Annotated in this window: 17 protein-coding genes; 9 read left to right on the top strand and 8 right to left on the bottom strand. The window is 73.3% G+C overall.

The window, feature by feature from the left end; translation table 11 throughout:
- Nucleotides 1-4: 4 nt before the first annotated feature.
- The 3 genes from rosag_RS06350 to rosag_RS06340 all read right to left on the bottom strand — a co-directional run bounded on the left by rosag_RS06350 (nt 5) and on the right by rosag_RS06340 (nt 2,686).
- The gene (locus tag rosag_RS06350) at nt 5-871 is read right to left on the bottom strand and encodes a M23 family metallopeptidase (RefSeq protein WP_284349217.1); all 867 of its coding nucleotides are present in this window, start codon (nt 869-871) and stop codon (nt 5-7) included.
- A gap of 232 nt (nt 872-1,103) precedes the next feature.
- A complete protein-coding gene (locus rosag_RS06345; protein WP_284349216.1) occupies nt 1,104-1,871 on the bottom strand; it encodes an SOS response-associated peptidase in 768 nt (255 codons plus the stop codon).
- A 257-nt stretch (nt 1,872-2,128) separates the two neighbouring features.
- Nucleotides 2,129-2,686, bottom strand: a complete 558-nt coding sequence (locus rosag_RS06340; protein ID WP_284349215.1) for a dihydrofolate reductase family protein — start codon at nt 2,684-2,686, stop codon at nt 2,129-2,131.
- Nucleotides 2,687-2,814: 128 nt separating this feature from the next.
- Between rosag_RS06340 and rosag_RS06335 the strand changes: the two genes are divergently transcribed.
- The 5 genes from rosag_RS06335 to rosag_RS06315 all read left to right on the top strand — a co-directional run bounded on the left by rosag_RS06335 (nt 2,815) and on the right by rosag_RS06315 (nt 10,404).
- Entirely contained in the window at nt 2,815-3,417 is a 603-nt protein-coding gene (locus tag rosag_RS06335) for a TetR/AcrR family transcriptional regulator (RefSeq protein ID WP_284349214.1), read from the top strand.
- On the top strand, nt 3,414-5,063 hold the full coding sequence (locus tag rosag_RS06330; RefSeq protein ID WP_284349213.1) for an FAD-binding dehydrogenase: 1,650 nt from the start codon (nt 3,414-3,416) through the stop codon (nt 5,061-5,063). Before rosag_RS06335 ends, rosag_RS06330 begins: the two co-directional genes overlap by 4 nt.
- A gap of 463 nt (nt 5,064-5,526) precedes the next feature.
- Nucleotides 5,527-6,798, top strand: coding sequence for a carboxypeptidase-like regulatory domain-containing protein (locus rosag_RS06325; RefSeq protein ID WP_284349212.1), 1,272 nt, complete (start codon nt 5,527-5,529; stop codon nt 6,796-6,798).
- A 31-nt stretch (nt 6,799-6,829) separates the two neighbouring features.
- Nucleotides 6,830-9,079 (top strand): DPP IV N-terminal domain-containing protein, encoded by a 2,250-nt coding sequence (locus tag rosag_RS06320; RefSeq protein WP_284349211.1) that lies wholly within the window; start codon nt 6,830-6,832, stop codon nt 9,077-9,079.
- Between the two features lie 371 nt (nt 9,080-9,450).
- Nucleotides 9,451-10,404: a ring-cleaving dioxygenase gene (locus tag rosag_RS06315; RefSeq protein WP_284349210.1), complete on the top strand. Its 954-nt coding sequence runs from the start codon at nt 9,451-9,453 to the stop codon at nt 10,402-10,404.
- Nucleotides 10,405-10,421: 17 nt separating this feature from the next.
- Here the strand turns inward: rosag_RS06315 and rosag_RS06310 are convergent, their stop codons facing one another.
- From rosag_RS06310 to rosag_RS06300, 3 genes are all read right to left on the bottom strand, one after another.
- Complete coding sequence (locus rosag_RS06310) at nt 10,422-10,988, bottom strand: helix-turn-helix domain-containing protein (protein WP_284349209.1); 567 nt, start codon at nt 10,986-10,988, stop codon at nt 10,422-10,424.
- Between the two features lie 495 nt (nt 10,989-11,483).
- Entirely contained in the window at nt 11,484-12,788 is a 1,305-nt protein-coding gene (locus tag rosag_RS06305) for a tetratricopeptide repeat protein (RefSeq protein WP_284349208.1), read from the bottom strand.
- A 500-nt stretch (nt 12,789-13,288) separates the two neighbouring features.
- A complete protein-coding gene (locus rosag_RS06300; protein WP_284349207.1) occupies nt 13,289-14,044 on the bottom strand; it encodes an SIMPL domain-containing protein in 756 nt (251 codons plus the stop codon).
- 119 nt (nt 14,045-14,163) lie between these two features.
- Between rosag_RS06300 and rosag_RS06295 the strand changes: the two genes are divergently transcribed.
- The 4 genes from rosag_RS06295 to rosag_RS06280 all read left to right on the top strand — a co-directional run bounded on the left by rosag_RS06295 (nt 14,164) and on the right by rosag_RS06280 (nt 19,492).
- Nucleotides 14,164-15,345, top strand: a complete 1,182-nt coding sequence (locus rosag_RS06295; RefSeq protein ID WP_284349206.1) for a serine hydrolase domain-containing protein — start codon at nt 14,164-14,166, stop codon at nt 15,343-15,345.
- Nucleotides 15,346-15,628: 283 nt separating this feature from the next.
- Entirely contained in the window at nt 15,629-16,942 is a 1,314-nt protein-coding gene (locus rosag_RS06290) for a hypothetical protein (protein WP_284349205.1), read from the top strand.
- Between the two features lie 23 nt (nt 16,943-16,965).
- Entirely contained in the window at nt 16,966-18,486 is a 1,521-nt protein-coding gene (locus rosag_RS06285) for an ankyrin repeat domain-containing protein (protein WP_284349204.1), read from the top strand.
- A gap of 70 nt (nt 18,487-18,556) precedes the next feature.
- On the top strand, nt 18,557-19,492 hold the full coding sequence (locus tag rosag_RS06280; protein ID WP_284349203.1) for a hypothetical protein: 936 nt from the start codon (nt 18,557-18,559) through the stop codon (nt 19,490-19,492).
- 9 nt (nt 19,493-19,501) lie between these two features.
- Here the strand turns inward: rosag_RS06280 and rosag_RS06275 are convergent, their stop codons facing one another.
- Together rosag_RS06275 and rosag_RS06270 are read right to left on the bottom strand one after the other, a co-directional pair.
- Nucleotides 19,502-21,244: a sensor histidine kinase gene (locus rosag_RS06275; protein WP_284349202.1), complete on the bottom strand. Its 1,743-nt coding sequence runs from the start codon at nt 21,242-21,244 to the stop codon at nt 19,502-19,504.
- Between the two features lie 7 nt (nt 21,245-21,251).
- A complete protein-coding gene (locus rosag_RS06270) occupies nt 21,252-21,872 on the bottom strand; it encodes a response regulator (RefSeq protein ID WP_284349201.1) in 621 nt (206 codons plus the stop codon).
- Nucleotides 21,873-21,882 lie beyond the last annotated feature (10 nt).

The raw sequence follows: 21,882 nt of genomic DNA, 5'->3' as shown, positions 1-21,882 counted from the left end.
CCCGTCAGGGCTTGAGCAGCGGGTACGGGTTCACCGGCGTCCCGCTCCCCCACCAGCGCCCCGGATCGGCGCTCCGGGCGACCGCGAAGTGCAGGTGCGGCGTCTCGGCCGACGCGTTCCCCGTGCTGCCGACGTAGCCGATGACCTGCCCCTGCTTCAGCGGCGCGCCCTCGCGCAGCCCGGCCTCGTAGCGGTCGAGGTGCCCGTAGAGGAGCACGAACCGGTTGGCGGCGTCGGACTGGTAGAGCGTCAGGCCCCCCGCCACGCTGTTGAACAGCTTGATGACCTTCCCGTCGGTGGCCGCGACCACCGGCGTGCCGCGCGGGGCGAGGATGTCGAGCGCCTCATGGCGGCGGGTGCCCTCGCCGCGCGCCTGGTCAAAGTCGTCGTGCAGCGCGCTGGCCGCGACGCCGCGGACGGGGACGATCATCCGGCCGCGCAGCGTCGCGAGGTCGGACGCGGTGGCGGCGGGCGGCGGGGCGCTCGCGGCGCTGGCGCCGGGGGGCAGCCCGAGCCCGGACGTGGAGTCGAGCGGGGCGGAGCCGCCGCTGGTGGTCACGGTCGAGTCCATCCCGCGGAGCGCCGGATCGACGGACGGGAGCCCGACGCTGTCGCCCGACGTCCCGGGCGCGGGCACCATCGCGGGGGCGCCGAGCGGCGGGGTGACCGGCGCGCCAGCGTTCAGCGAGTCGGCGTGGGTCGCGGCGCCCACCTCGCCGGCGGCACTGGCGACCACCCCGCTGCCGCGCTCTACCTCGATCCACCCGCTCCGCGTGCCGACGACGACCACCAGGACGACGAGCGCCGCCAGCGCGACGAGGAGGCCGAGTACGCTGGTGAGCGCACGACCCGAGCGTCGAGCGTCGAGCATCGAGGGTCGAGCAGCTGCTTTCAGGGTGGGGGACTCGGGCCGCGTGAGGGATCGACTCGACGCTCGCCGCTCGCCGCTCGACGCTCTCCCGATGCTCGACGCTCCTCGATCGCCCATGGGTCCCTCGCCTCTGAGGCGCCCCGCGCCCGGCTCGCCCCGTGGAGCCGGCTCGACGCTCGGCGCTCGCCGCTCGACGCTGCCGCTATGGGCACCCCTCGTGCCGCGCGGGGAATCAGGCGGGACGGTCTTCCAGGAGCGGAGCGACGACGCCGGGGTCGTCGTGGCGCGGGTCGTTCACGCGCGACGAGACGCGCCAGCGCCGCATCAGCATCGCGGGGTAAGGCGCCACCAGCGCCTGCGCGTCGGCCAGCGGCGTCTCGCGCGACAGCCACGCGTCGTACGCCGACGCGGGGATGATCACGGGCATCCGGTCGTGCACCTCCGCGACCAGCGGATTGGGCGCGGTCGTGAGCACCGTGCAGCTGACGAGCGGCGGCGCCGTCGGATCGGCGGGATCGCGCCAGCTCTCCCACAGTCCGCCCAGCGCGAAGGGCGCGTCGTCGGCCATCGCGAACGCCCAGGGGACGCGCGCGCTCCGTCCACCCTTCGACGCCGATGCTGGCGCGCGTCCGTCGCTGGTGTGCTGCCACTCGTAGAACAGGTCCGCGAGGATCAGGCAGCGCCGTCCGCGTCGCCAGGCGCTCGCGAAGGCGGGCGTCCGCGCGACACGCTCGCCGCGCGCGTTGCACAGCCGAGCGCCGATCCGAGCGTCGGGGGCGTCACCGGGGATCAGCCCCCAGCGCGCCAGGTCGAGCCGCCGACGCACCATCCCGTCACGCCGGTGGGCGAGCGCCACCAGCACGTCGGTCGACGGGGCGACGTTGTAGCGGGGCGCGAGCGTCGCGGGCACCGCGGGCCCCACCTCGTCGAGGCGCAGGGCGTCGAGGAGGCCCCCCTCCGCGAGGTGGCGCGGGGCGGTCAGACCGAAGCGGCCGCACATCACTCGAAACTACGCTGCGTGCTGCGGGATGCGTGGCCGGCACCGTCGCGCCGGTCTCCGGTGCCATTTGGGGGGATACGGATCCTCCGGATGAAGACGGATGCTGCGGATCGCTCCGTGTGGCGCATGGGACGTCGCCGCCACGCGGAGCGATCCGCATGATCCGTTCAGATCCGGAGCATCCGTATCCTCCCCAATGGCCGACAGGTCCGGCGCATCGAGGCGTCTCGGGCGGCCGTACACGCAGCACGCAGCCCTCAGGCTCCTGCGTTCCGCACGCGGTAGGTCGCCAGCACGCACCCCCCGTCGATCGTCCGGTTCTCGCGCAGCTCGAGGGCGACGCGGTGCCCCGGGTCGCGGAAGAGCGGCGTCCCCGATCCCAGCAGCACCGGGTGGATGTTCAGCCCGACCTCGTCGACGACGCCGGCCGCGAGCAGCGCGGTGCCCAGCTCCCCGCCGCCCATGACGCAGATCCCGCGGCCGGGCTGCGCCTTGAGCTCGCGCACGAAGGCGCCAGCATCCGACGAGACGAGGCGCACTCCCGGCCAGTCGATCGACGGGAGCGTGCGTGAGAAGACGTAGGTCGTCATCCCGCCCGCCTCCTTCATGCCACCGCCCGCCCCCTGCGACGCCGCGAACTCCCACGTCCGCCGGCCCATCAGGATGGTGTCGACGGTCTTCCAGTACGCGCCCATCGCGGCCTGCGCTTCCTTGCTGAAGTGGAGCCAGTCGATCCCGCCATCGGCGGCGGTGATGTAGCCGTCCAGGCTGCAGGCGGCGCCATACGTCACGGTGCGCACGGGGACTTCCTCCATCTGGGAGATGCTCGCCGAGCGGGGGCACGCCACGTAGGTTGGCCAAGCTGGCGTGGCGTTTAGAAACCGGGCCACGAAACTGCGACGCCATTTAGAAACCGTCAAGCCCCCCACCTCCGAGTTCGCGCGTGTCCCCCCGCCCCCGCAAGGTCACCGACGACGACGTCTTCGCCGCCGCCCACCGCGCCATGACTCGGCTCGGTCCCGGCGAGCTGACGCTGGCGCGGATCGCCCAGGAAGCGGGAGTCACCGCGGGGGCGCTGGCGCAGCGGTTCGGGTCGAAGCGGGACCTGCTCCTCGCGCTGGCCCGGCGCGCCGCGGACGGTACCGGCGACTTCATCCGGGGGCTGCGCGCGGAGCACGGATCGCCGCTCGCCACGGTGCGCGCCTACGCGGCATGCATGGCGCACCTCGCCCGGTCGCCCGCCGCCCTCGCCCGGAACCTCGCCTACCTCCAGATCGACCTGGCGGACCCGGACTTCCGGACGCACCTCACCGCGCAGGCGGGGGCGACGCGCGCCGCGATCGCCGACCTCCTGGCCGACGCGGTCGCGGACGGGGAGCTCGCCCCCGCGACCGACCTCGCGACGCTCGCCCGCACGGTCGAGATCACCCTGAACGGCGCCCTCCTCACCTGGGCCTTCGACCAGCGGGAGCCCGCCGACGTCTTCATCCGCGCCGCCGTCGACGCGGTGCTGGCGCCGCACCTTCTCCCTTCCACGGATCGATGACGCACGACGCGGACGCGATCGTCGTCGGCGCGGGGCTCGCGGGCCTCGTCGCCGCCACCGAGCTGGCCGACCGGGGGCGACGCGTGATCGTCCTCGACCAGGAGCCCGAGGCATCGCTGGGCGGGCAGGCCTTCTGGTCGTTCGGGGGCCTCTTCCTCGTCGACTCGCCCGAGCAGCGGCGGATGGGCGTCCGCGACTCGCGCGAGCTCGCCCTGCAGGACTGGATGGGGACCGCCGGCTTCGACCGGCCGGAGGACTCCTGGCCGCGGCGGTGGGCGGAGGCCTACGTCGACTTCGCGGCCGGGGAGAAGCGCGCCTGGCTTCACACCATGGGTGTGCGTTTCTTCCCGATCGTCGGGTGGGCGGAGCGCGGCGGCTACCTCGCCACGGGCCCCGGCAACTCGGTGCCGCGCTTCCACGTGGTCTGGGGGACGGGGCCGGGCGTGCTCGAGCCGTTCCTCCGGCGGGCCCGCGAGGCGGAGCGCGCGGGGCGGCTGACCTTCCGCTTCCGGCACCGCGTCGACGCGCTCTCGACGACCAATGGCGCGGTCGACGGCGTGTCTGGCGCGGTGCTGGCGCCCAGCGACGCCGCGCGTGGCGTCTCCAGCTCCCGCGAGGTCGTGGGCGACTTCGCGCTCCGCGCGCCCGCGGTGATCGTCACCTCCGGCGGGATCGGCGGGAACCACGACCTCGTGCGCGCCGCCTGGCCGTCGCGCCTGGGCACCCCGCCGGCCCGGATGCTCTCGGGTGTCCCCGCCCACGTCGACGGCCGCATGCTCGCGATCAGCGAGCGCGCCGGCGCGCACCTGATCAACGGCGACCGGATGTGGCACTACACCGAGGGCCTCGACAACTGGGCCCCGATCTGGCCGCTCCACGGGATCCGCATCCTCCCCGGGCCCTCCTCGCTCTGGCTGGACGCGCTCGGCAGGCGGCTCCCGGCGCCGCTCTTCCCCGGCTTCGACACGCTGGGGACGCTCGCGCACCTGCGGACGACCGGGCACGACCACAGCTGGTTCATCCTCACGCAGCGCATCATCGAGAAGGAGTTCGCGCTCTCGGGCTCCGAGCAGAACCCCGACCTCACGGGGCGCAGCGTGCGGAAGGTCCTGCAGCGCGTCCTCCCCGGCGCCCCGCCCCCGGTCGAGGCGTTCAAGCAGCGGGGCGCCGACTTCGTCGTCGAGCGGACGCTCCCCGACCTGGTCCGCGGGATGAACGCGCTCGTCGGCGGCCCCCCGCTCCTCGACCCGGCACGGGTGGAGCGCGAGGTGCTCGCCCGCGACCGCGAGTACGACAACCCGTTCGGCAAGGACGCCCAGCTCCACGCGATCCACCGCGCCCGCACCTACCGCGGCGACCGCCTGATCCGCACCGCCAAGCCGCACCGCCTCCTCGACCCGAAGGCGGGCCCGCTCATCGCCGTCCGGCTCTCGATCCTCACCCGCAAGTCGCTCGGCGGCATCGCGACCGACCTGTCGGGGCGCGCGCTGAGCGCGGACGGACAACCGATTCCCGGCCTCTACGCGGCGGGCGAGGCGGCCGGCTTCGGCGGCGGCGGCATGCACGGCTACCGCGCCCTCGAAGGCACCTTCCTGGGCGGGTGCCTGTACTCGGGGCGCGTGGCGGGGCGAGCGGCAGCGAGCTGACGGCTGCGGACTGCGGGCGGCGGATCTCGAACCCGGGACGCATTACCACGCCGGACCCGAACAGCATGGACAGGATTCAGACGGATTAGACGGACAAGAGCGGATTACGCTCCTCGCGGCGCACGGCACCGCACCGCCACGCGGAGCGTAATCCGCTCTTGTCCGTTCAATCCGTCCAATCCTGTCTAATGCCGTTCGCCGTTCAGGGTCCGGCGCGCCCGAGCCCTCTGGCCTTTGGGAGGGATGCGGATGCTCCGGATCATGGCGGATGCTGCGGATCGTCCCGCGTGGCGGCGACGTCCCATGCGCCACACGGAGCGATCCGTGTGATCCGTTCGGATCCGAAGCATCCGCATCCTCTCCAACAGGAAACGGGTCCGGCGCGAAGGGATTGGCCCACGCAGCCCGCAGCCAGAACGGATCTCCTGAGGCGGAACGCCCCGCACGGCCGTACCTTGGCGCCATGCGCCTCCCCCTCCGAGCTCTCCCGTCCGCCGCCGCCGTGGCGCTGGCCTGCGCGGCGACGGCCCTGCCCGCGCAGCCGCCGACGGCGGGCGTGGTGCGCATCCAGGTCGTCGACAGCGCAGGGGCGCCCATCCCCGACGCCAGCGTGTCGCTCGTCCGCGGCGTGAACGAGGTCGTCGTCGCCGGGACCACCGACCCCGCCGGGCGCCGCACGCTCACCGCCCGCCTCCCCGCGGGGCCCGTGCAGCTCGTCGTGCGGAAGATCGGGCACCAGCGCGCCGACCGCTTCGTCGCCTGGACCGGGCGCGACACGCTCACCGTCGCCGTCACGCTGCACCCGCTGGCGCAGACGCTGTCCGCGGTCACCGTCACGGAGCGCGAGAGCATCCGCCGGCGGAAGATGACCATTGACGCCGACGCGATCACGAGCAGCCGGCGCGGCGTGATCGACGCGCTCGACATCGTTACCGCGCTGCGCCCCGACATGATCTTCGGGCTCGGCAACTCGTGCCCGCCCGCGCAGAACCTCTGGGTCAACGGCGTGCGGCAGCGGATGGTCGCCGTCGACCCGGCGCTGCTCGTCGAGGCGCGCATGGGACGCCGCGCGCAGCGCGCCACGCCGCACCTCCGCCCGACCGGGCGCCGCGCGATCCCGCTCGACCTGCAGACGATGCTGCGGAGCATCAAGCCCGAGCACGTCGCGCAGATGACCGCCAACGACTGCGCCGACCTGGCGATGCAGCGCGCGCGCAGCGAGAGCGCGATCTTCGTCGTGCTGAAGCCCGGCGTCGCCTTCCGCGCCGGCATCGGCTCCTTCGTCGTCGACGCCGACTCGGCCCTCGCGCGCATCGCGCTCGCCGGGACCGAGGAGGCCGTGCCCGACGACGAGATCGTGGCCCCGCCGCCGGGCGCGCGGCCGCCCATGTCCGTCGCCGTCACGCCCGTCACGCCCATCACGCCGGCCGCGCCGGCCGCGCCGGCCGCGCCGGCCGCGCCGGCGGTCGAGCGGCTCCCCGCGTACCGCCTTCGGCTGATCGGGGTGTACGACGAGGAGAGCGGGGCGCCGGTGGCGGGCGTGGACGTCGTCGACGTGAAGAGCGGCGCCCGCACCACCACCACCGAGACCGGCACCGCCACGCTCGCCCTGCTCCCCGACGGCGGTGGCACCGTGCGCCTCGTGCGCGCCGGCTATCGTACGCGTGAGCTGCCGGTGGCCATCTCGCCGGCCGACACCCTGCCCATCACGCTGCTGCTCGCGAAGGCGAGGTAGCGGCGGCTGCATCCTCTCCCGCACCCGATCGATGCTCCGGACCCACCATCCGTCCCTCCGCCTCGCGGCGCTGCTCCTCGCCGTGCCGGCCAGCGCCGGCCTGGCGCAGCAGCCTGCGCAGCAGCCGACCCGCACCGTCACCGCCGCCGACTACCAGAAGGCGGAGCGCTTCCTCGCCGCGCGCACGGCGTCGCTCGTGTCGGGCGTCGCGATCGCCCCGTCCTGGCTCCCCGACGGGCGCCTCTCCTACCGCGTGCGTCCCGCGACCGGCGCGCCGGCCGTGATCGTGGTCGACCCGCGCACGGGCGCGAAGGTGAACTGCGCGACCGACGCGGCGCGCTGCGCGGGCGTGCCGGGCGTGGGCGCGCCGACGCCGACCCCGACCCCGATGCCGCAGGGCGGCCGCCGCGGGAGCGCGCCCGAGTCGCGCTCGCCCGACGGGAAGAAGGCCGCGTTCATCCGCGACTACAACGTCTGGGTGCGCGACGTCGCCTCGGGCACGGAGACGCAGCTGACGACCGACGGCACGAAGGAGTTCGGGTACGCGACCGACAACGCCGGCTGGACGCACAGCGACCGCGCGATCCTCACCTGGTCGCCGGACAGCAAGAAGATCGCGACCTTCCAGCACGACGGGCGCGGCGTGCGCGACATGCACCTCGTCTCGACGAACGTCGGCGCGCCGCGGCTGGAGTCGTGGAAGTACCCGCTGCCGGGCGACAGCGTGATCTTCCGCATCTCGCGCGTCGTGCTGAACGTCGAGGGCGAGCCGAAGATGGTGCGCCTGCAGATGGCGCCCGACCCGCACCGCTCGACGGTGTCGGACCACGTGGCGTGCAGCGGCGGGACGATCTGCGACCTGCAGTGGTTCCCCGACGGATCGCAGCTGGCGTTCGTGTCGAGCGCGCGCGACCACAAGACCGCGACCTTCCGCGTTGCCGACGCACGCACGGGCGCGGTGCGCACGCTGTTCGAGGAGCGGTCGCAGACGCAGGTCGGCGACGCGTCGCTCGACGAGGAGCTGTGGCGCGTGCTCCCCGCCACGAACGAGCTGCTCTGGTGGTCGCAGCGCGACAACTGGGTGCACCTCTACCTCTACGACCTCGCGACCGGGAAGCTGAAGAACCGCGTCACGACCGGCGACGGCAACGTCGCGACGATCGTCCGCGTCGACGAGAAGGCGCGCGTCGTCTACTTCATGGGGCAGGGGAAGGAGGCCGGACGCGATCCGTACTTCCAGCACCTCTACCGCATCGGCTTCGACGGGAGGAACCAGCGGCTGCTGACGCCCGAGGACGCGAACCACGTCGTGTCGATGTCGCCCGATGGCGCGCACTTCGTGGACACGTACTCGACCCCGACCACGCCGCCGGTGACGGTGCTGCGCGACGCGACGGGGAAGCTCGTGCAGACGCTCGAGAAGGCCGACGTCTCGCGCCTCGCGGCCGCCGGGTGGAAGGCGCCGACGCCGATCCGCATGAAGGCGCGCGACGGCAAGACGGACATCTACGGCCTGATGTACACGCCGACGACGCTCGACAGCACGAAGAAGTACCCGATCATCAACCACATCTATCCCGGCCCGCAGTCGGGGAGCGTGGGCACGCGGAGCTTCGTCGCGTCGCGCGGCGACAACCAGGCGGTCGCGGAGCTCGGCTTCGTCGTCGTCGAGATCGACGGCATGGGCACGCCGGGGCGCTCGAAGGCGTTCCACGACGCGTACTACGGCCGCATGATCGACAACACGCTGCCCGACCAGGTGGCGGGGATGAAGGAGCTGGCGCAGCGCTACCGCTTCATCGACATCGAGAAGGCGGGGATCTGGGGCCACTCGGGCGGCGGCTTCGCGACCGCGGCGGCGATGTTCACGCACCCGGAGTTCTTCAAGGTCGGCATCTCGGAGTCGGGCAACCACGACAACCGCAACTACGAGGACGACTGGGGCGAGCGCTACCAGGGCCTGCTGACGAAGAACGGCAACACCGACAACTACGCGAACGAGGCGAACCAGACGCACGCCGCGAAGCTGCAGGGCAAGCTGTTCCTGATCCACGGCGAGATGGACGACAACGTGCCGCCGTACAACACGCAGCTCGTCGTCGACGCGCTGGTGAAGGCGGGGAAGGACTTCGACCTGCTGATGCTGCCGCACGCGCGCCACGGCTACGGCGCCGACAGCCCGTACGTCATGCGCCGCCGCTGGGACTACTTCCTCCGCCACCTGCAGGGCGCGGAGCCGCCGAAGGAGTATCCGCTGGGCGCGCCGGCGATCGTGCCCTGAAGGCAGACAGGATGATCGGATGACCAGGAGGCTCCGCGTGGCGCATGGTTCCGAGCGCCGGTGCGGAGCCTCTTCGCCATCCTGCCATCCTGCCCATGCCGTTCCGGGGCTCGTGCGCCGGACCCTCTGCCTGGTGGGGGCATGCGGATGCTCCGGATCGGAACGGATTCTTCGGATCGCTCCGCGTCGCGCATGGGGCGTCGCCGCCACGCGGAGCGATCCGTCAGATCCGCTTCATCCGGAGCATCCGCATCCCTTCAAAGGCCGATAGGGGTCCGGAACGCCGAACGCGTCCCGAGCGGCCGTACACGCCGCACCCAGCACCCGTATCGGAAGTTCCTGACCACCCATGCCACGCGCGAGGAGGTTCCGTGATCACCGGACTGCACCACGTCACCGTCATCGCCGGCGACCCGCGCGAGAACCTCGCGTTCTACACGCAGGTGCTGGGCATGCGCCTCGTGAAGCGCACCGTCAACCAGGACCGCGTCGGCACGTACCACCTGTTCTACGCCGACGCCGTCGGCCACGCGGGCACCGACCTCACCTTCTTCCCGTGGCCCGACCAGCCCGCGCAGCAGCAGGGGCACGGCCTCACGAGCGAGACGACCCTCGCCGTGCCCGCGGGCACGCTCGAGTGGTGGCACGCGCGGCTGCGCGACGCGGACGTGGCCGTCGGTGACGTCGTCACGCGCTTCGGTGAGCGCGTGCTCCCCTTCACCGATCCGCACGGCGTCGCGCTGGTGCTCGCGGAGCTCGCGAGCGACGCCGCGCGCGGCGACGCGTGGAGCTTCACGCCGTGGGCCGACGGTCCGGTGCCGGTCGCGCGCCAGATCCGCGGGCTGCACGCGGTGCGCCTCGTCGCGCGCGACCTCGAGCTGACCGCGCGCTTCCTCGTCGACGTCCTCGGCTTCGCTCGCGGCGGCGTGGAGGACGGGTGGCACCGCTTCACGCTCGGCGACGGCGGCTCGGGACGCACGCTCGACCTGTGCGGCATGCCCGACGGGCCGCGCGGGAAGTGGGGCGTGGGCGCGGTGCACCACGTCGCGTGGCGCGTTCCGGACGACGCGACCGAGGTGGCCGTGCGCGAGGCCGCGGAGCGCGCGGGTCGCCATCCGACGCCGGTGATCGACCGCTTCTGGTTCAAGTCGGTCTACTTCATGGAGCCGGGCGGCGCGCTGTTCGAGATCGCGACCGATGGCCCGGGCTTCGGCGTCGACGAGGCGGAGGACGCGCTGGGCGCGTCGCTGGTGCTGCCGCCGTGGCTGGAGGAGCGGCGGGGTGAGATCGAGGCGGGGCTGCCGCCGCTGCGCGATCCGCGCTGAGTGGTCGGCGCCCGTGATCAGCGCGGGCGGTTCGGACGCGTGGTCGTCTTCGGGCGACCGGCGGCCTTCGTGCGCGCGGCGGTCCGACTGCTGCGCGAGCGCCCCTTGGGCGCCGACTCGGCCACGCGCGCGGTGGGCACGAGCGCGAGCGGCACCGGGCGCTCGGGCGTGGGCGCGTGGCCGTTCCCGTGCGCCAGCCGGCGCCTGTCACAGTCGGCGTTGAAGCACGCGATGAGGTACGGGAGCCCGCCGGCCTCGCGCAGCATGTACGGCGCGAGGCCGGTGCGGCGCTTGATCAGGTTGCGGAGCGCGCTGCCGGTGCTGAACTCCAGCTGGTGGGCGACGCTCTCCACGGTGCGGCCGGCCTCCTCGAGCAGGCGCCCCGCCATGAACAGCCGGCACCACGCGCGCAGATCGGCGGGCGCAGGGAGGCCGGCGGCTTCCATGCGGTTGCGCAGCGTCTTGCGGTGCACGCCCAGCTGCCGGGCGGCTTCGGTGACGGGCATCGCACCGTCGGCGCCGCGCAGGTAGAGCTCCATCAACGGGCGACCGATGGCCGGCACCGAGTCGGCGATGGCGGCCACCACGTGCTCGGCGACATTGGCTCGTTGAGCGTCCTGCAGCGCAGTCCGAAATGCGCACTGGGCATCGTCGTGCGGGTGCACGATCACCTGGTGAGCTCCGGCTCTCAGGAGTGACACCATGGAGGACGAAGGGGTCCTACCGGCCTCCCAGTACGCGATGATGCTCACGTTCGGGAAGCTTCGCCGAACCTCCGCGACGAAGGGCGCTGTCGGACAGTCATCGCGATCGTACGACCCGATCACGACTGAGTGCACACTGCCCGCCTGCAGGCGAGCTCGCACCTCCGAGATCGTCAGACACACACAGGACGAGCCCGTGATCTCACGGAGCAGCGATGCGACGCGCGCACGAGAGACCGCGTCGCCGATCAAACTCACGATAGCCTGTTCGTTCGCTCGCATGATTCCCGGAGCCAGTGTTGACAGACGGTCGCGTGCCAAAATCAGAAGTGCCCACCACGTTGGTTCATCGGAGCCATCGAGAGCCCCACTCTGTCAACCAGCCGCCAGACAGGCGAGTCGGTCGAGGACCGTCTGCGACTCCTCGTTGAGGACCACCGCGTGCTCCGCTCGAACCCTGCCCTCATTGGCTGCGAAGCGAGACGCAACGGTCTGTGAATCGTGACTCAGTGCCTCATCGGCGATATAGAGCAACTCGTTGTAGCCGTGTACGGACGCGATCTCTCGTGTCTGCTGCAGATAACGGATCGCTGTGTCGCGGTCACCCAAGCGAGCAAAAACCTCTGCGAGGACTCGACGTCCTTGAGCCTCCTGCCACGGATTCGGGGTACGCTCCACCGAGGAGACCAGCGCAGGGAGATGGGCGTGGATTGCGCTCTCGTCCCCAATGCCGAGCGAAGCGTGCACGATGTAGCGCACGAGTTCTGCACGCATCCTAGAACCCGGTGACTTCGACATTGCGAGCTGGCAGGAGCTGAGTGTGGCCGCGAACTCTCCGACCTCCAAGCTTAGTCCCGCGAGGATAGTGAGAGCCTCGACTTCCGCAGCTGGTATCCCACGCGAGCACTGCAGCGCATGCCAACCATGCTCTAACGCCATCGAGTAGTCCTTCGCGGCGCGCGCGACGGTGACCAAGCCGAGATGCGCGCCGCAGACGAGATCTGTATGCGGGTGTGCGAACCGGAGCGCATCGCCAAAAATCTCGCGAGCGAGCGGATAGTTGCCACGCGTATGTTGTAGCGCACCCAGTCCGAGACGCACGCGGACTCGAAGCCAGTCGTCTCCGGCATGCGATGCGATACGTTCCGCATGCTCAAAAGCATGTTGCGCGTGATTATTCAATCCGGCCGTACGTAGAACTCGCCCTTGATGAGCGTCCGCGTAGCCGCGCCTGATGTCTCGCTCGCGGAGGTTGCTGGTCAGTGACATCAAACAGTTGTACGAGACCCGCAACGCCCCCTCCGCCTCTCCCTGCTCCACCGCCCACAGCAGCTCCCGAAATCCCGCCAGCTCCGGCGCCGCCCCGCGCCACGTCGCCATCACCTCGCCGACCTTCGCGAAGCGCGACGCGCCGGTGACGCGCTCCGCGGTCTCCCACAGCGCCCCCGTGCTGCGCGCGTAGGCCGCGCGCGCCCGGACGGGCAGGGCGCGCAGCCGGTCGAACACCGTCGCGATCTGCAGCCAGAGCAGCCACTGGTCGGCGAGCGCCTCGTCCATCGGCTCCGGAAGGCCGGCGTCGGCCAGGTCGGCGCGCCACGCGCTGCACGGATCGAGCAGCTGGAGCCGTCGAACCGCCTCGCGTTCGTCGACGTCGGAGAGGAGCGGGGCATGCGGCATCATCGGGGGTGGGGGTCGGAGGGGGACGGGCGCGACGCGACCGAGGTCGCGCGACGGGTGGACAGCCAGACGTAGACGTCACGCTGCGGCGCATGCGCGTCCGCGCGTGCGTGCCAACGGGGGCAGCGCACGACGCGCCACGCGCGCGTCCCGCGTGACGGATGAGCGGGACGCGTGGGCGGCTCCACGCGCGCGCTCGAATCGGGCGGCGGGGCCACACCCTCGCCAGGGGCCGGCCGCAGGTCGGCGGTCGGCGGGATCGGCGCGCTCGCCGCATCAGGCGACGTCGTGTCGGGCGGCTGCTCCGCGTCCGGAGGAACGGTCGGATCGTCGGGGGACATCGCGGGCACTCCTTCGCGGTGGGGACCTTCGCCCACCGGCAGGATCCGGCGGGTCGGGCCCCATGCTAGCCCGCCGCGTCACCCGGCCGCCGTGCCGCCACGTGCAACGCACGTACGGCCACAGCGGACGGGCCCCGCCCTGCCCCTGCGCTCAGCCCGCGGTCAGTCCTTCAGCCCGTACTCCACCGTCGTCACCACGCGCACCGTCTTCACCAGCTGCCCCTCCTGCGTGATCCCCTGCGCCTGGTCGCGCGGCAGGATCTCGAACACGCCCTGACTCGCACGGCGGATCCCACCGAGCGAGGCGCGCGAGTCGCGTGCGAACTGCTCCGCCCCCTCGCGCGCCCGCGCCGTCGCCTCCGCGATCATCGCCGGCTTCAGCGCGTTCAGCTTCGTGAACACGAACGTCGGCCCGCCGGTCCCGTACTCGCCGCCCGACGACAGCACCACGCCCGCGCTCACCAGCTCCCCCACCCGCTGGCTCGCCGCCAGCACGCGCTCGGGCGACGTGCTGCGCACGATCAGCGTCTGCCGGATCACGTAGCGCGTCGTCACCGGCCCGCCGCCGCCGTACTGGTTCGTCGCCGCGTCGTTGACGCCGAAGTCCTGCAGCGCGACCTCGGTGCCGCTCGTCGAGTCGAGCCCCTGCGCGCGCAGGAAGCCGCGCACCGTCGCGAGCGACCGCTGGAGCGACGCGTTCGCCGCGCCCAGGTCGTTGTCCGCCGCCACCAGCCGCAGCGGCCAGATCGCCAGGTCCGCCCGCGCCTCGCGCTCCGCGACGCCCTTCACGCTCACGGTGCGGTCGGCGGTGCGCACGCGCGCCACGCCGGCACCGGCCAGCAGCCCCGCCAGCGCGAGGCCGAGCCCAATGAGCGCCGCGGCGCCCAGCAGCGTGCGGGAGGATGCGGTCGTGGTCACGGGTGTGGTCACGGGTGTGGTCACGGGTGTGGTCATGCGCAGAGATACCCGCCATGCCGCGATCCGGCCACCGCCCGCCGCGCATTGCGAGCGCCCGTGACCCGCCCCAGCATTCGCGCATGCGCTTCCCCACCCTCGCCACGATCACTGCCGTCGCCGTCGGCGTCTCGCTCGCCGCCTGCGCCCCGCGCGCGGCCACCACCGCCGCAGCGCCCGCGCTCGACGTCCGCGACACCGCGCTCGCGCGCGCGCTGCGGACGAAGCTCGACTCGCTGCGCGGCGTCCTCCACTTCCCCGGCGCCACGCTCGCCGTCGCGCTTCCGGACGGCCGCGTCGTCGCCGTCGCGAGCGGGCTCGCCGACACGGCGCGCGGGATTCCGCTCCGCACGACGGACAGGCTGCTCTCGGGCAGCGTCGGCAAGACGTACGTGTCCGCGGTGGCGATGCAGCTCGTGCACGAGGGGACGCTCGACCTCGAGGCGCCGATCTCGCGCTGGCTCGGCACCGCGCCGTGGTTCGCGCGGCTGCCCAACGCGCGCGCCATCACGGTGCGGCAGCTGATGAACCACACCAGTGGCCTCGTGCGCTACGAGTTCGATCCGCGCGCCACCGCCGTGCTGCGCGAGCAGCCGATGAAGGCGTGGACGCCCGAGGAGCGGCTCTCCTACCTGCTCGACACCAGCGCGCCCTTCGCGGCCGGCCAGGGGTGGGACTACTCCGACACGAACTACATCGTGCTGGCGATGATCCTCGAGCGGATCACCGGGCGCCCGTACTACGACGAGCTGCGGCGCCGCATCCTCGAGCCGCTGCGGCTCACGAACACGATCCCGTCCGACCGCCCCGACCTCCCCGGTCTCGCCAACGGCTACGCGGGCCCGAAGAACGACCTCGGTGGCTACGACGCGTCGCTCGACGCGAGCGGGCGCCTCCGCGTGAACCCGCAGTTCGAGTGGACGGGCGGCGGCATCGCCAGCACCACCGCCGATCTCGCGCGCTGGGGGAAGCTGCTCTACGAGGGGAAGGCGTTCGACGCGTCGCTGCTCCCGCGCATGCTCGACGGCGTGCCGTCGAAGCTCGGGCGCGACGTGAAGTACGGCCTCGGCGTCATGACGCGGCCCACCGCGCTCGGTCCGGCGTGGGGCCACTCGGGCTTCTTCCCGGGCTACGCGACGGAGCTGCTCTACTTCCCGGACCTGAAGGTCGCCGCGGCGATCCAGGTGAACGTCACCGCGCCGTATCCGCGCGGGCTCGTGCCCTTCCTCGTGGAGGCGGCGCGCACTGCGGGTGGCACGCGGTAGTGCGTCCGGACGCGTCGGCGCACCGGGCCCGGACTGCATTGGACAGGATTACAACGGATTGAACGGACAACAGCCGGATTACGTCTCGTGTGGCGGCGACGGCCCATGCACCACGCGGAGCGTAATCCGGCTGTTGTCCGTTGAATCCGTCGAATCCTGTCAAGGCCGTTCGCTGTTCGGGTCCGGCCCGCCGGCATCGACCCGCACGCTTGCCGAGGACGGCCGGCGGCCACATCGTCGGGGGCGGCGCGCCGGCGCCGAGCCACCATCCGTCCGCCCGCCGATGCGACGCCCCACCGTCCGCACGCTGCTCGCGCTCGTGACGCTCGCGACGCTCGCGCCATCCGCCGCCGCCCAGGCGCCGGCCGCGCGCCGGACGGAGTGGCTGTACGTGTGGGCGACGGCGACCGACACCGCGCGCACCGTGCGCGCGACGCGCGCGGCCCGGCGCGACACCACGCCGCCACGTCGGCGCGGCGTCGTCCTCCTCACGGTCGACCTGCGCCCCGCCTCGCCCACGCGTGGCCAGGTGACCGACGCGATCCTCGCCGACACCGGCGGCCGCCACGCGCACCACACCGAGCACGCGCTGGCGAGCGACGGCCTCCTCTTCGCCAACGACTTCGGCACCGGACGCACGCACCGCTTCGACCTGCGCACGCCCGGCATGCCGCGACTCCTCGGGAGCTTCACGACGGCCGGCCCGCTCGCCGACCCGCACTCGTTCGTGCGGCTCGCCGACGACCGCGTGCTGGCGACCTTCCAGACGCGCGTCGCCGGCGGCGCGCCCGGCGGGATCGCGGAGCTGCGCCGCAACGGCACGCCCCTGCGCTGGGCCAGCGCCGCCGCGCCGGGCGTCGACTCCACGGCGCTGCTGCCGTACAGCCTCGAGGTCGTGCCCGCGCTCGACCGCGTCGTCACCACCAGCACCAGCATGACGTCCGACGTCGGCGTGCACGTGCAGGTGTGGCGCCTGTCGGACCTCGCGCTGCTGCACACGCTCGCGCTGCCGCCGGCGCCCGCGCACGCGGGCCACACGCCCGGCGACGGCGAGACGCCGAACACGGGCGCGTCGATCGCGCACGACAGCGTGCACCACCGCTACCCCGGCGAGCCGCGCCTGCTCGACGACGGACGCACCGTCATGCTGGGCACCTTCACGTGCGGCATGTACCGGCTCACGGGCCTCGACGCGCGTGTGCCGCGGCTGGAGTTCGTGCACGCGTTCCCGGGCGCCGACTGCGCCGTGCCCGCGCGCGTCGGCCGCTGGTGGGTGCAGACGGTCCCCGTGCAGCGCGCGCTGGTGACGCTCGACGTGCAGGACCCGGCGCACCCGCGCGAGGTCGCGCGCCTCGCGTTCGACGGCGCGACGTACCCGCACTGGCTGGCCGCCGACGCCTCGGGCACGCGGCTGGTGATGGACGGCGGCGCCACGCCCACCGACGCGCGCCTGCACCTGGTGACGCTCGACCGCGGCACCGGCGCGCTCGCCGCCGACGCGTCGCTCCCCGTCATCGACCTCTCGCGCGTCTCCGTGCCCGGACTCGGCGTCGTGCGCGCGCTGCCGCACGGCGCGGTGTTCGGGCCGGGGCGCTGAGCGGCGGATACCCGCGGACACCCGTGGACAGCGCGACGCACGTCGCCGCCTTCCTGCGCGCCGCGACGCCCGACTGGCGCGTCGGCGGCCCGCGGCGCGCGATGGCGTACCACGCGGCCGATCGCCTCCTGCGCCGCCATCCGGGGATCGCGCGGCACGACCTGCTGACGGCCGTCGTCTGCGGCGAGGTCGCCGAGGTCGCGCGACGCCTCGACGCCGATCCCGCGCTCGCCAACCGGCGCGCGGGCGTGCGCCACTGGCCGCCGCTGCTCTACCTGTGCGCCGCCCGGCTGCCGCACGCGCCGTCCGCCGATCACGCCATCGAGATCGCGCGCCTGCTGCTCGACCACGGCGCCGATCCGAACGCGTACGCGGAAGGCGGCAACGCGTCCATCCACTACACCGCGCTCACGCTCACGCTCGGCCGCGGCGAGGAGCGCGCGGCGCCGCACCCGCGCGCGCGCGAGCTGGCGCGGCTGCTGATGGAGCGCGGCGCGTCGCCGTACGACGTGCAGGTGCTCTACAACGTCTTCGGCAACCACGACTCGCGCCGCCCGCTGTCGGACGACGACGTGTGGCTGCTCGACCTGATGCACGAGATCTCCGTGCGGCAGGGGCGCGGCGCCGACTGGGACAATCCCGAGTGGCGCATGCTCGACATGGGCGGCTACGGGCACGGCGCGTACTACCTGCTGCACGCCGCCGTCACCGCGAACCTCCCCGGCCTCGCGACGTGGATGCTGGCGCACGGCGCGAGCCCGAACGCGACCACGCCCGTGCATCCGCGCCTGAAGTGGCGCCCGCTGCTGCTGGAGGCCGAGCGACGCGGGCTGTCGGAGATGACCAACCTGCTGCGCCGCCACGGCGCGACGCCCGGCGACACGGCCGCCACCGCGCCGCCGACCGGCGAGGACGCGTGGGTCGAGGCGTGCTTCCGCCTGGACCGCGGCGCGATGCGGACGATGCTGGCGCAGAACCCCGAATGGGCGCTGCATCCACGCGCGCTGCACGCGGCGGCGCGCCGCGATCGCGCCGACGTCGTCGAGGCGCTGCTGGCGATGGGCACGTCGCCGGAGGTCGAGCATCCGCGCAGCGGCGAACGCGCGCTGCACGCCGCCGCCGGCAACGACGCCGTGCGCGCCATCGACGTGCTGCTGGCGCACGGCGCGGAGGTGGACCCGCGCGAGCGCCAGTGGGGCGCGACGCCGCTCTGGTTCGCGGTGTGGGGCGGCTACTCGGCCGCCGCGGCGCGCCTCGCGCCCGTGAGCCGCGACGTGTGGAGCCTCGTCGCGCTCGGGCAGGTCGCGCGGCTGCGCGCGGTGCTGGAGGAGGACCCGTCGCTCGCGCGCAGCGCGGGCGAGCACGAGACGCCGCTCATGTACCTCCCCGACGACGAGGCGGTCGCGCGCGAGATCGCGACGCTGCTCGTGCGGCACGGCGCCGACCTCTCCGTCCGCGACGAGCGCGGGCTCACCGCCGCGGAGCTGGCGACGGAGCGCGGGATGGACGACGTCGCGGCGCTGCTGCGCGACACCACGACGTAGGCAGCGGCGACTCTGGACGGCGACGCCGGAACCTCCCATAGTGGGGACCGCGCCGACCTGGAGGTCCGTCATGCCCCGGTTCACCGCCCTGCAGAGCGCCACCGGCTTCGATCCGCTCCGCAACTTCCTCGTCGTCGGGGAGGGGCGGTCGAGCTTCCTCCTGCTGCACGACGCGCGCGTCGAGAACCTGAAGTTCGACGCCACGAAGCTGGACGTGCGCGCGGTGACGCGCACGGACTACTCGCGCTACGCGCACGTGCTGCAGGACCAGTTCATGGCCTGGGGGCTCGTGGCCGAGGAGTCCGCGCGCGGCTTCGCGGGGGCGATGCACGCGGCGGCGACCTACGGCGGACTGGCGCACCTGCTGTCCGTGCGCGGGAAGGTGCGCTCGCAGTCGCGCATCCGGGCCACGCGCCGCGGCGTGACGGCCGAGCTGCACGTGGCAGTGGTGCCGCAGAAGATGGTCACCGTCGCGTTCCGCTTCGTGCAGCACCGCGACGCATCGGGCGCGATGATCACGCTGTCGCGCTGGACGCCGTACGACCGCCGGCGGCTGTCGAACATGCTGAACTGGGTCTACGGCCCGCAGCTCAACGTCACCTTCGACGTGGTCGACGCCGACTGGGCGCGCGTGGACCAGCATCTGGGTCATCCGATCGACGACGAGGCCTTCCTGCGCCACATCGTCGGGAAGAAGCATCCGTCGGCGGACCTCACGGTCTTCTTCCTCGGCAACGGCTGGAAGAGCCAGAAGAGCGAGGTCGCGGGTACGATGTTCTACGAGGAGGGCGCGGCGGTCGTCGTGGACGACTCGCAGATCCCGGTGACGGACGGCGCGGACCGGTTCGCCGTCACGCTCGCGCACGAGGTCGCGCACTACCTCCGCGACGCGCAGAGCGGCTTCCGCGGCCACCACGACCGCCCGGGCGTGCTGCTGTCGGGCGGCACCGAGTCGACGGTGCTCGACAAGCAGCTGGTGTACGACATGAACCCGCCGCCGGCGTGACGCGCGCCGTCACGACGGGACGTGCGTCTGCTCCGCTGCGCGGTTCGGCGCCACGGCCGCGCGCATCTCGGCCGTCGTCGCGGGCGTGGGCATGCCGGCGCCGAGCGGGATCACGACGACGAAGCGCGCGCCGCCGCCGGGCGCGTCCTCGACGGCCACCGTGCCGCCGTGCTGCTCGACCAGGCTGCGCACCACGCTCAACCCGATGCCGCTGCCGCCCGCGTTGTGGCCCGCGCCGCCCAGCCGCACGAACGGCTGCCAGAGCCGCGCGCGGTCGGCGCGCGGCACGCCCGGCCCCTGGTCGCTCACGAACAGCCGCACGCACGGCCCCTCGGGGAGCGTGCACCGCTCGACCTCGAGCGACACCGTCTGGCCCGACGGCCCGTACTTGAGCGCGTTGTCGAGCAGGTTCACGACCACCTGCCGCAGCGCGCGCGGGTCCACGAGCGCGTAGATGCGCGACGGCGCGTCCGCCACGAGGCGCATCTGCCGCTGCTCGGCCACCGGCACGTAGGCCTCGACCACCTCCTCCACCAGCTCGCCGATGTCGGTGCGCTCGGGCTCCAGGCGCACGCGCGCGGCGTCGATGTGCGAGAAGAGGAGGATGTTCTCGACCAGGTCGCCCAGGCGGCGCGCCTCGCGGCCGATGACGCCGAGCCAGCGCATGCGCTCCTCGTCGTCGCGCTCGCGGCGCAGCTGCAGCGTCTCGCTGAACATGCGGATCTGCGCCAGCGGCGTGCGCAGCTCGTGCGACACGCTGGCCACGAAGTCGCGCCGCGCCTGCTGCAGCTCGCGCTCGCGTCTCAGGTGCAGCGTGCCCGCGCCGGCGAGCAGCAGCGCGAGCACGGGCAGCACCAGCTGCAGCCGCTGGCGCTCGGGGTGCAGGTACTCCGCGCGCAGCTCGCGCACCAGGTCGGGGTGCAGCGTCGCGACCGTCTTGGTGCTCGTGAGCCCGCGGAACACGAACTCGCCGCGCGCGTCCGACGTGTAGCGCTGCGGCGTGTGGAACACCTCCGTGCCGTCCTCGTCGATGCGCTGCAGCGCGACCAGCGTGTCGGGGATCGTGTCGGCGCCGTAGACCCAGCGCGTGCCGACCTGCGACGGCGGCAGCAGCATCGACGCGCGGCGCGGCACGGTGCCGGGCAGCGTGCGTACGAGCACGCTGCGCGACGTCAGGTAGCCGAACACCGCCACCTGCGACCCGTCGCGGTTGCGCTGCGACGCGGTCGTCACCGTGATGACGTTCCCCGGCGCGCGCACGTTCGAGAAGACGACGGCGTAGTACGTGTCGTGCCGCTTCGCGTGGTCGCGCGCGAGGTGCGGCAGCGTGTCGCGCATGCGCGGGATGTCCGCGGCCGCGCCCAGGGCCTCGTACCGGCCGGTGCGCAGGTCGAGGCGGAAGTAGCCGCGCCCCGGATCGCGCTCCTTCCCCAGCCGCCCGTCGAGCACCGCGCCCGCCGCCGCCGCGTACTCGGCGAGCGTCAGCGGGTGGACGTCGGCGGGGAGGCTCGTCACCGCGTTGACCTGCGAGCGCAGCAGGATCCCGGACTCGGTCACCTGCTCCGCGAACGCGCGCGCCGCGTAGCGCGCGTACTCGTCGAGCGCCGTCTCGACGGAGTGCTGGTGCTCGATCCACGCCTCGCGCACGGCCCACGCGCCGGCCACGGAGATGAGCATCGTGCCGAACAGCGCGCCCGTGACGACGAGCGAGCGCCAGCCGCGCGCGCGCAGCGCGCGCCACCAGGCGGTCACGCGGCCCTCATACGGCAGACCAGGGCACCTGGCCGCGCAGCATCGCGCCCACGCGCGCGCGCGTCGAGGCGCCGAGCTTCAGCAGCACGCGCTCGGTGTGGTTGCGGGCCGTCATCGCCGCGATGCCGAGCGCCTCGCCGATCTCCGCGTTGGAGGCGCCGAGGGCGAGCAGGCGCGCGACCTGGATCTCGCGGTCGGTGAGCGCGAAGCGGTCGCGCAGCGCGTCGTCGCTCAGCGTGCCGTCGCCGGCCGGCTTCTCCGCCGCCGACGCGCGGCGCAGGTGCGCGCCGATGCGCGCCATCAGCTCGACGACGCCGAACGGCTTGGTGACGTAGTCGTCGGCGCCCAGGCGGAAGCCGCGCACCTTGTCGGACTCGAGCCCGCGCGCGCTGAGGATCAGCACGGGGCTTTGGCAGCCGCGCTCGCGCAGCTGCTCCAGCACGTGGTAGCCGTCGCGGTCGGGGAGGCCCAGATCGAGCACCACGAGGTCGGGCGCGTCGCGCAGCGCGAGCGCGAGCGCGGCGTCGGCGGTGCCGGCGACGGAGACGCGGTGCCCCTCGTGCTCCAGGTTGCGTTGCAGGCCGCCGGCGAGATCGGCGTTGTCCTCGACGACGAGTATGCGCTTCATGGCCGGAGCG

Origin of the sequence: Roseisolibacter agri (assembly GCF_030159095.1) — a bacterium.
Taxonomy (GTDB): Bacteria; Gemmatimonadota; Gemmatimonadetes; order Gemmatimonadales; family Gemmatimonadaceae; genus Roseisolibacter; species Roseisolibacter agri.
This window is presented reverse-complemented; position numbering and strand designations above follow the sequence as displayed.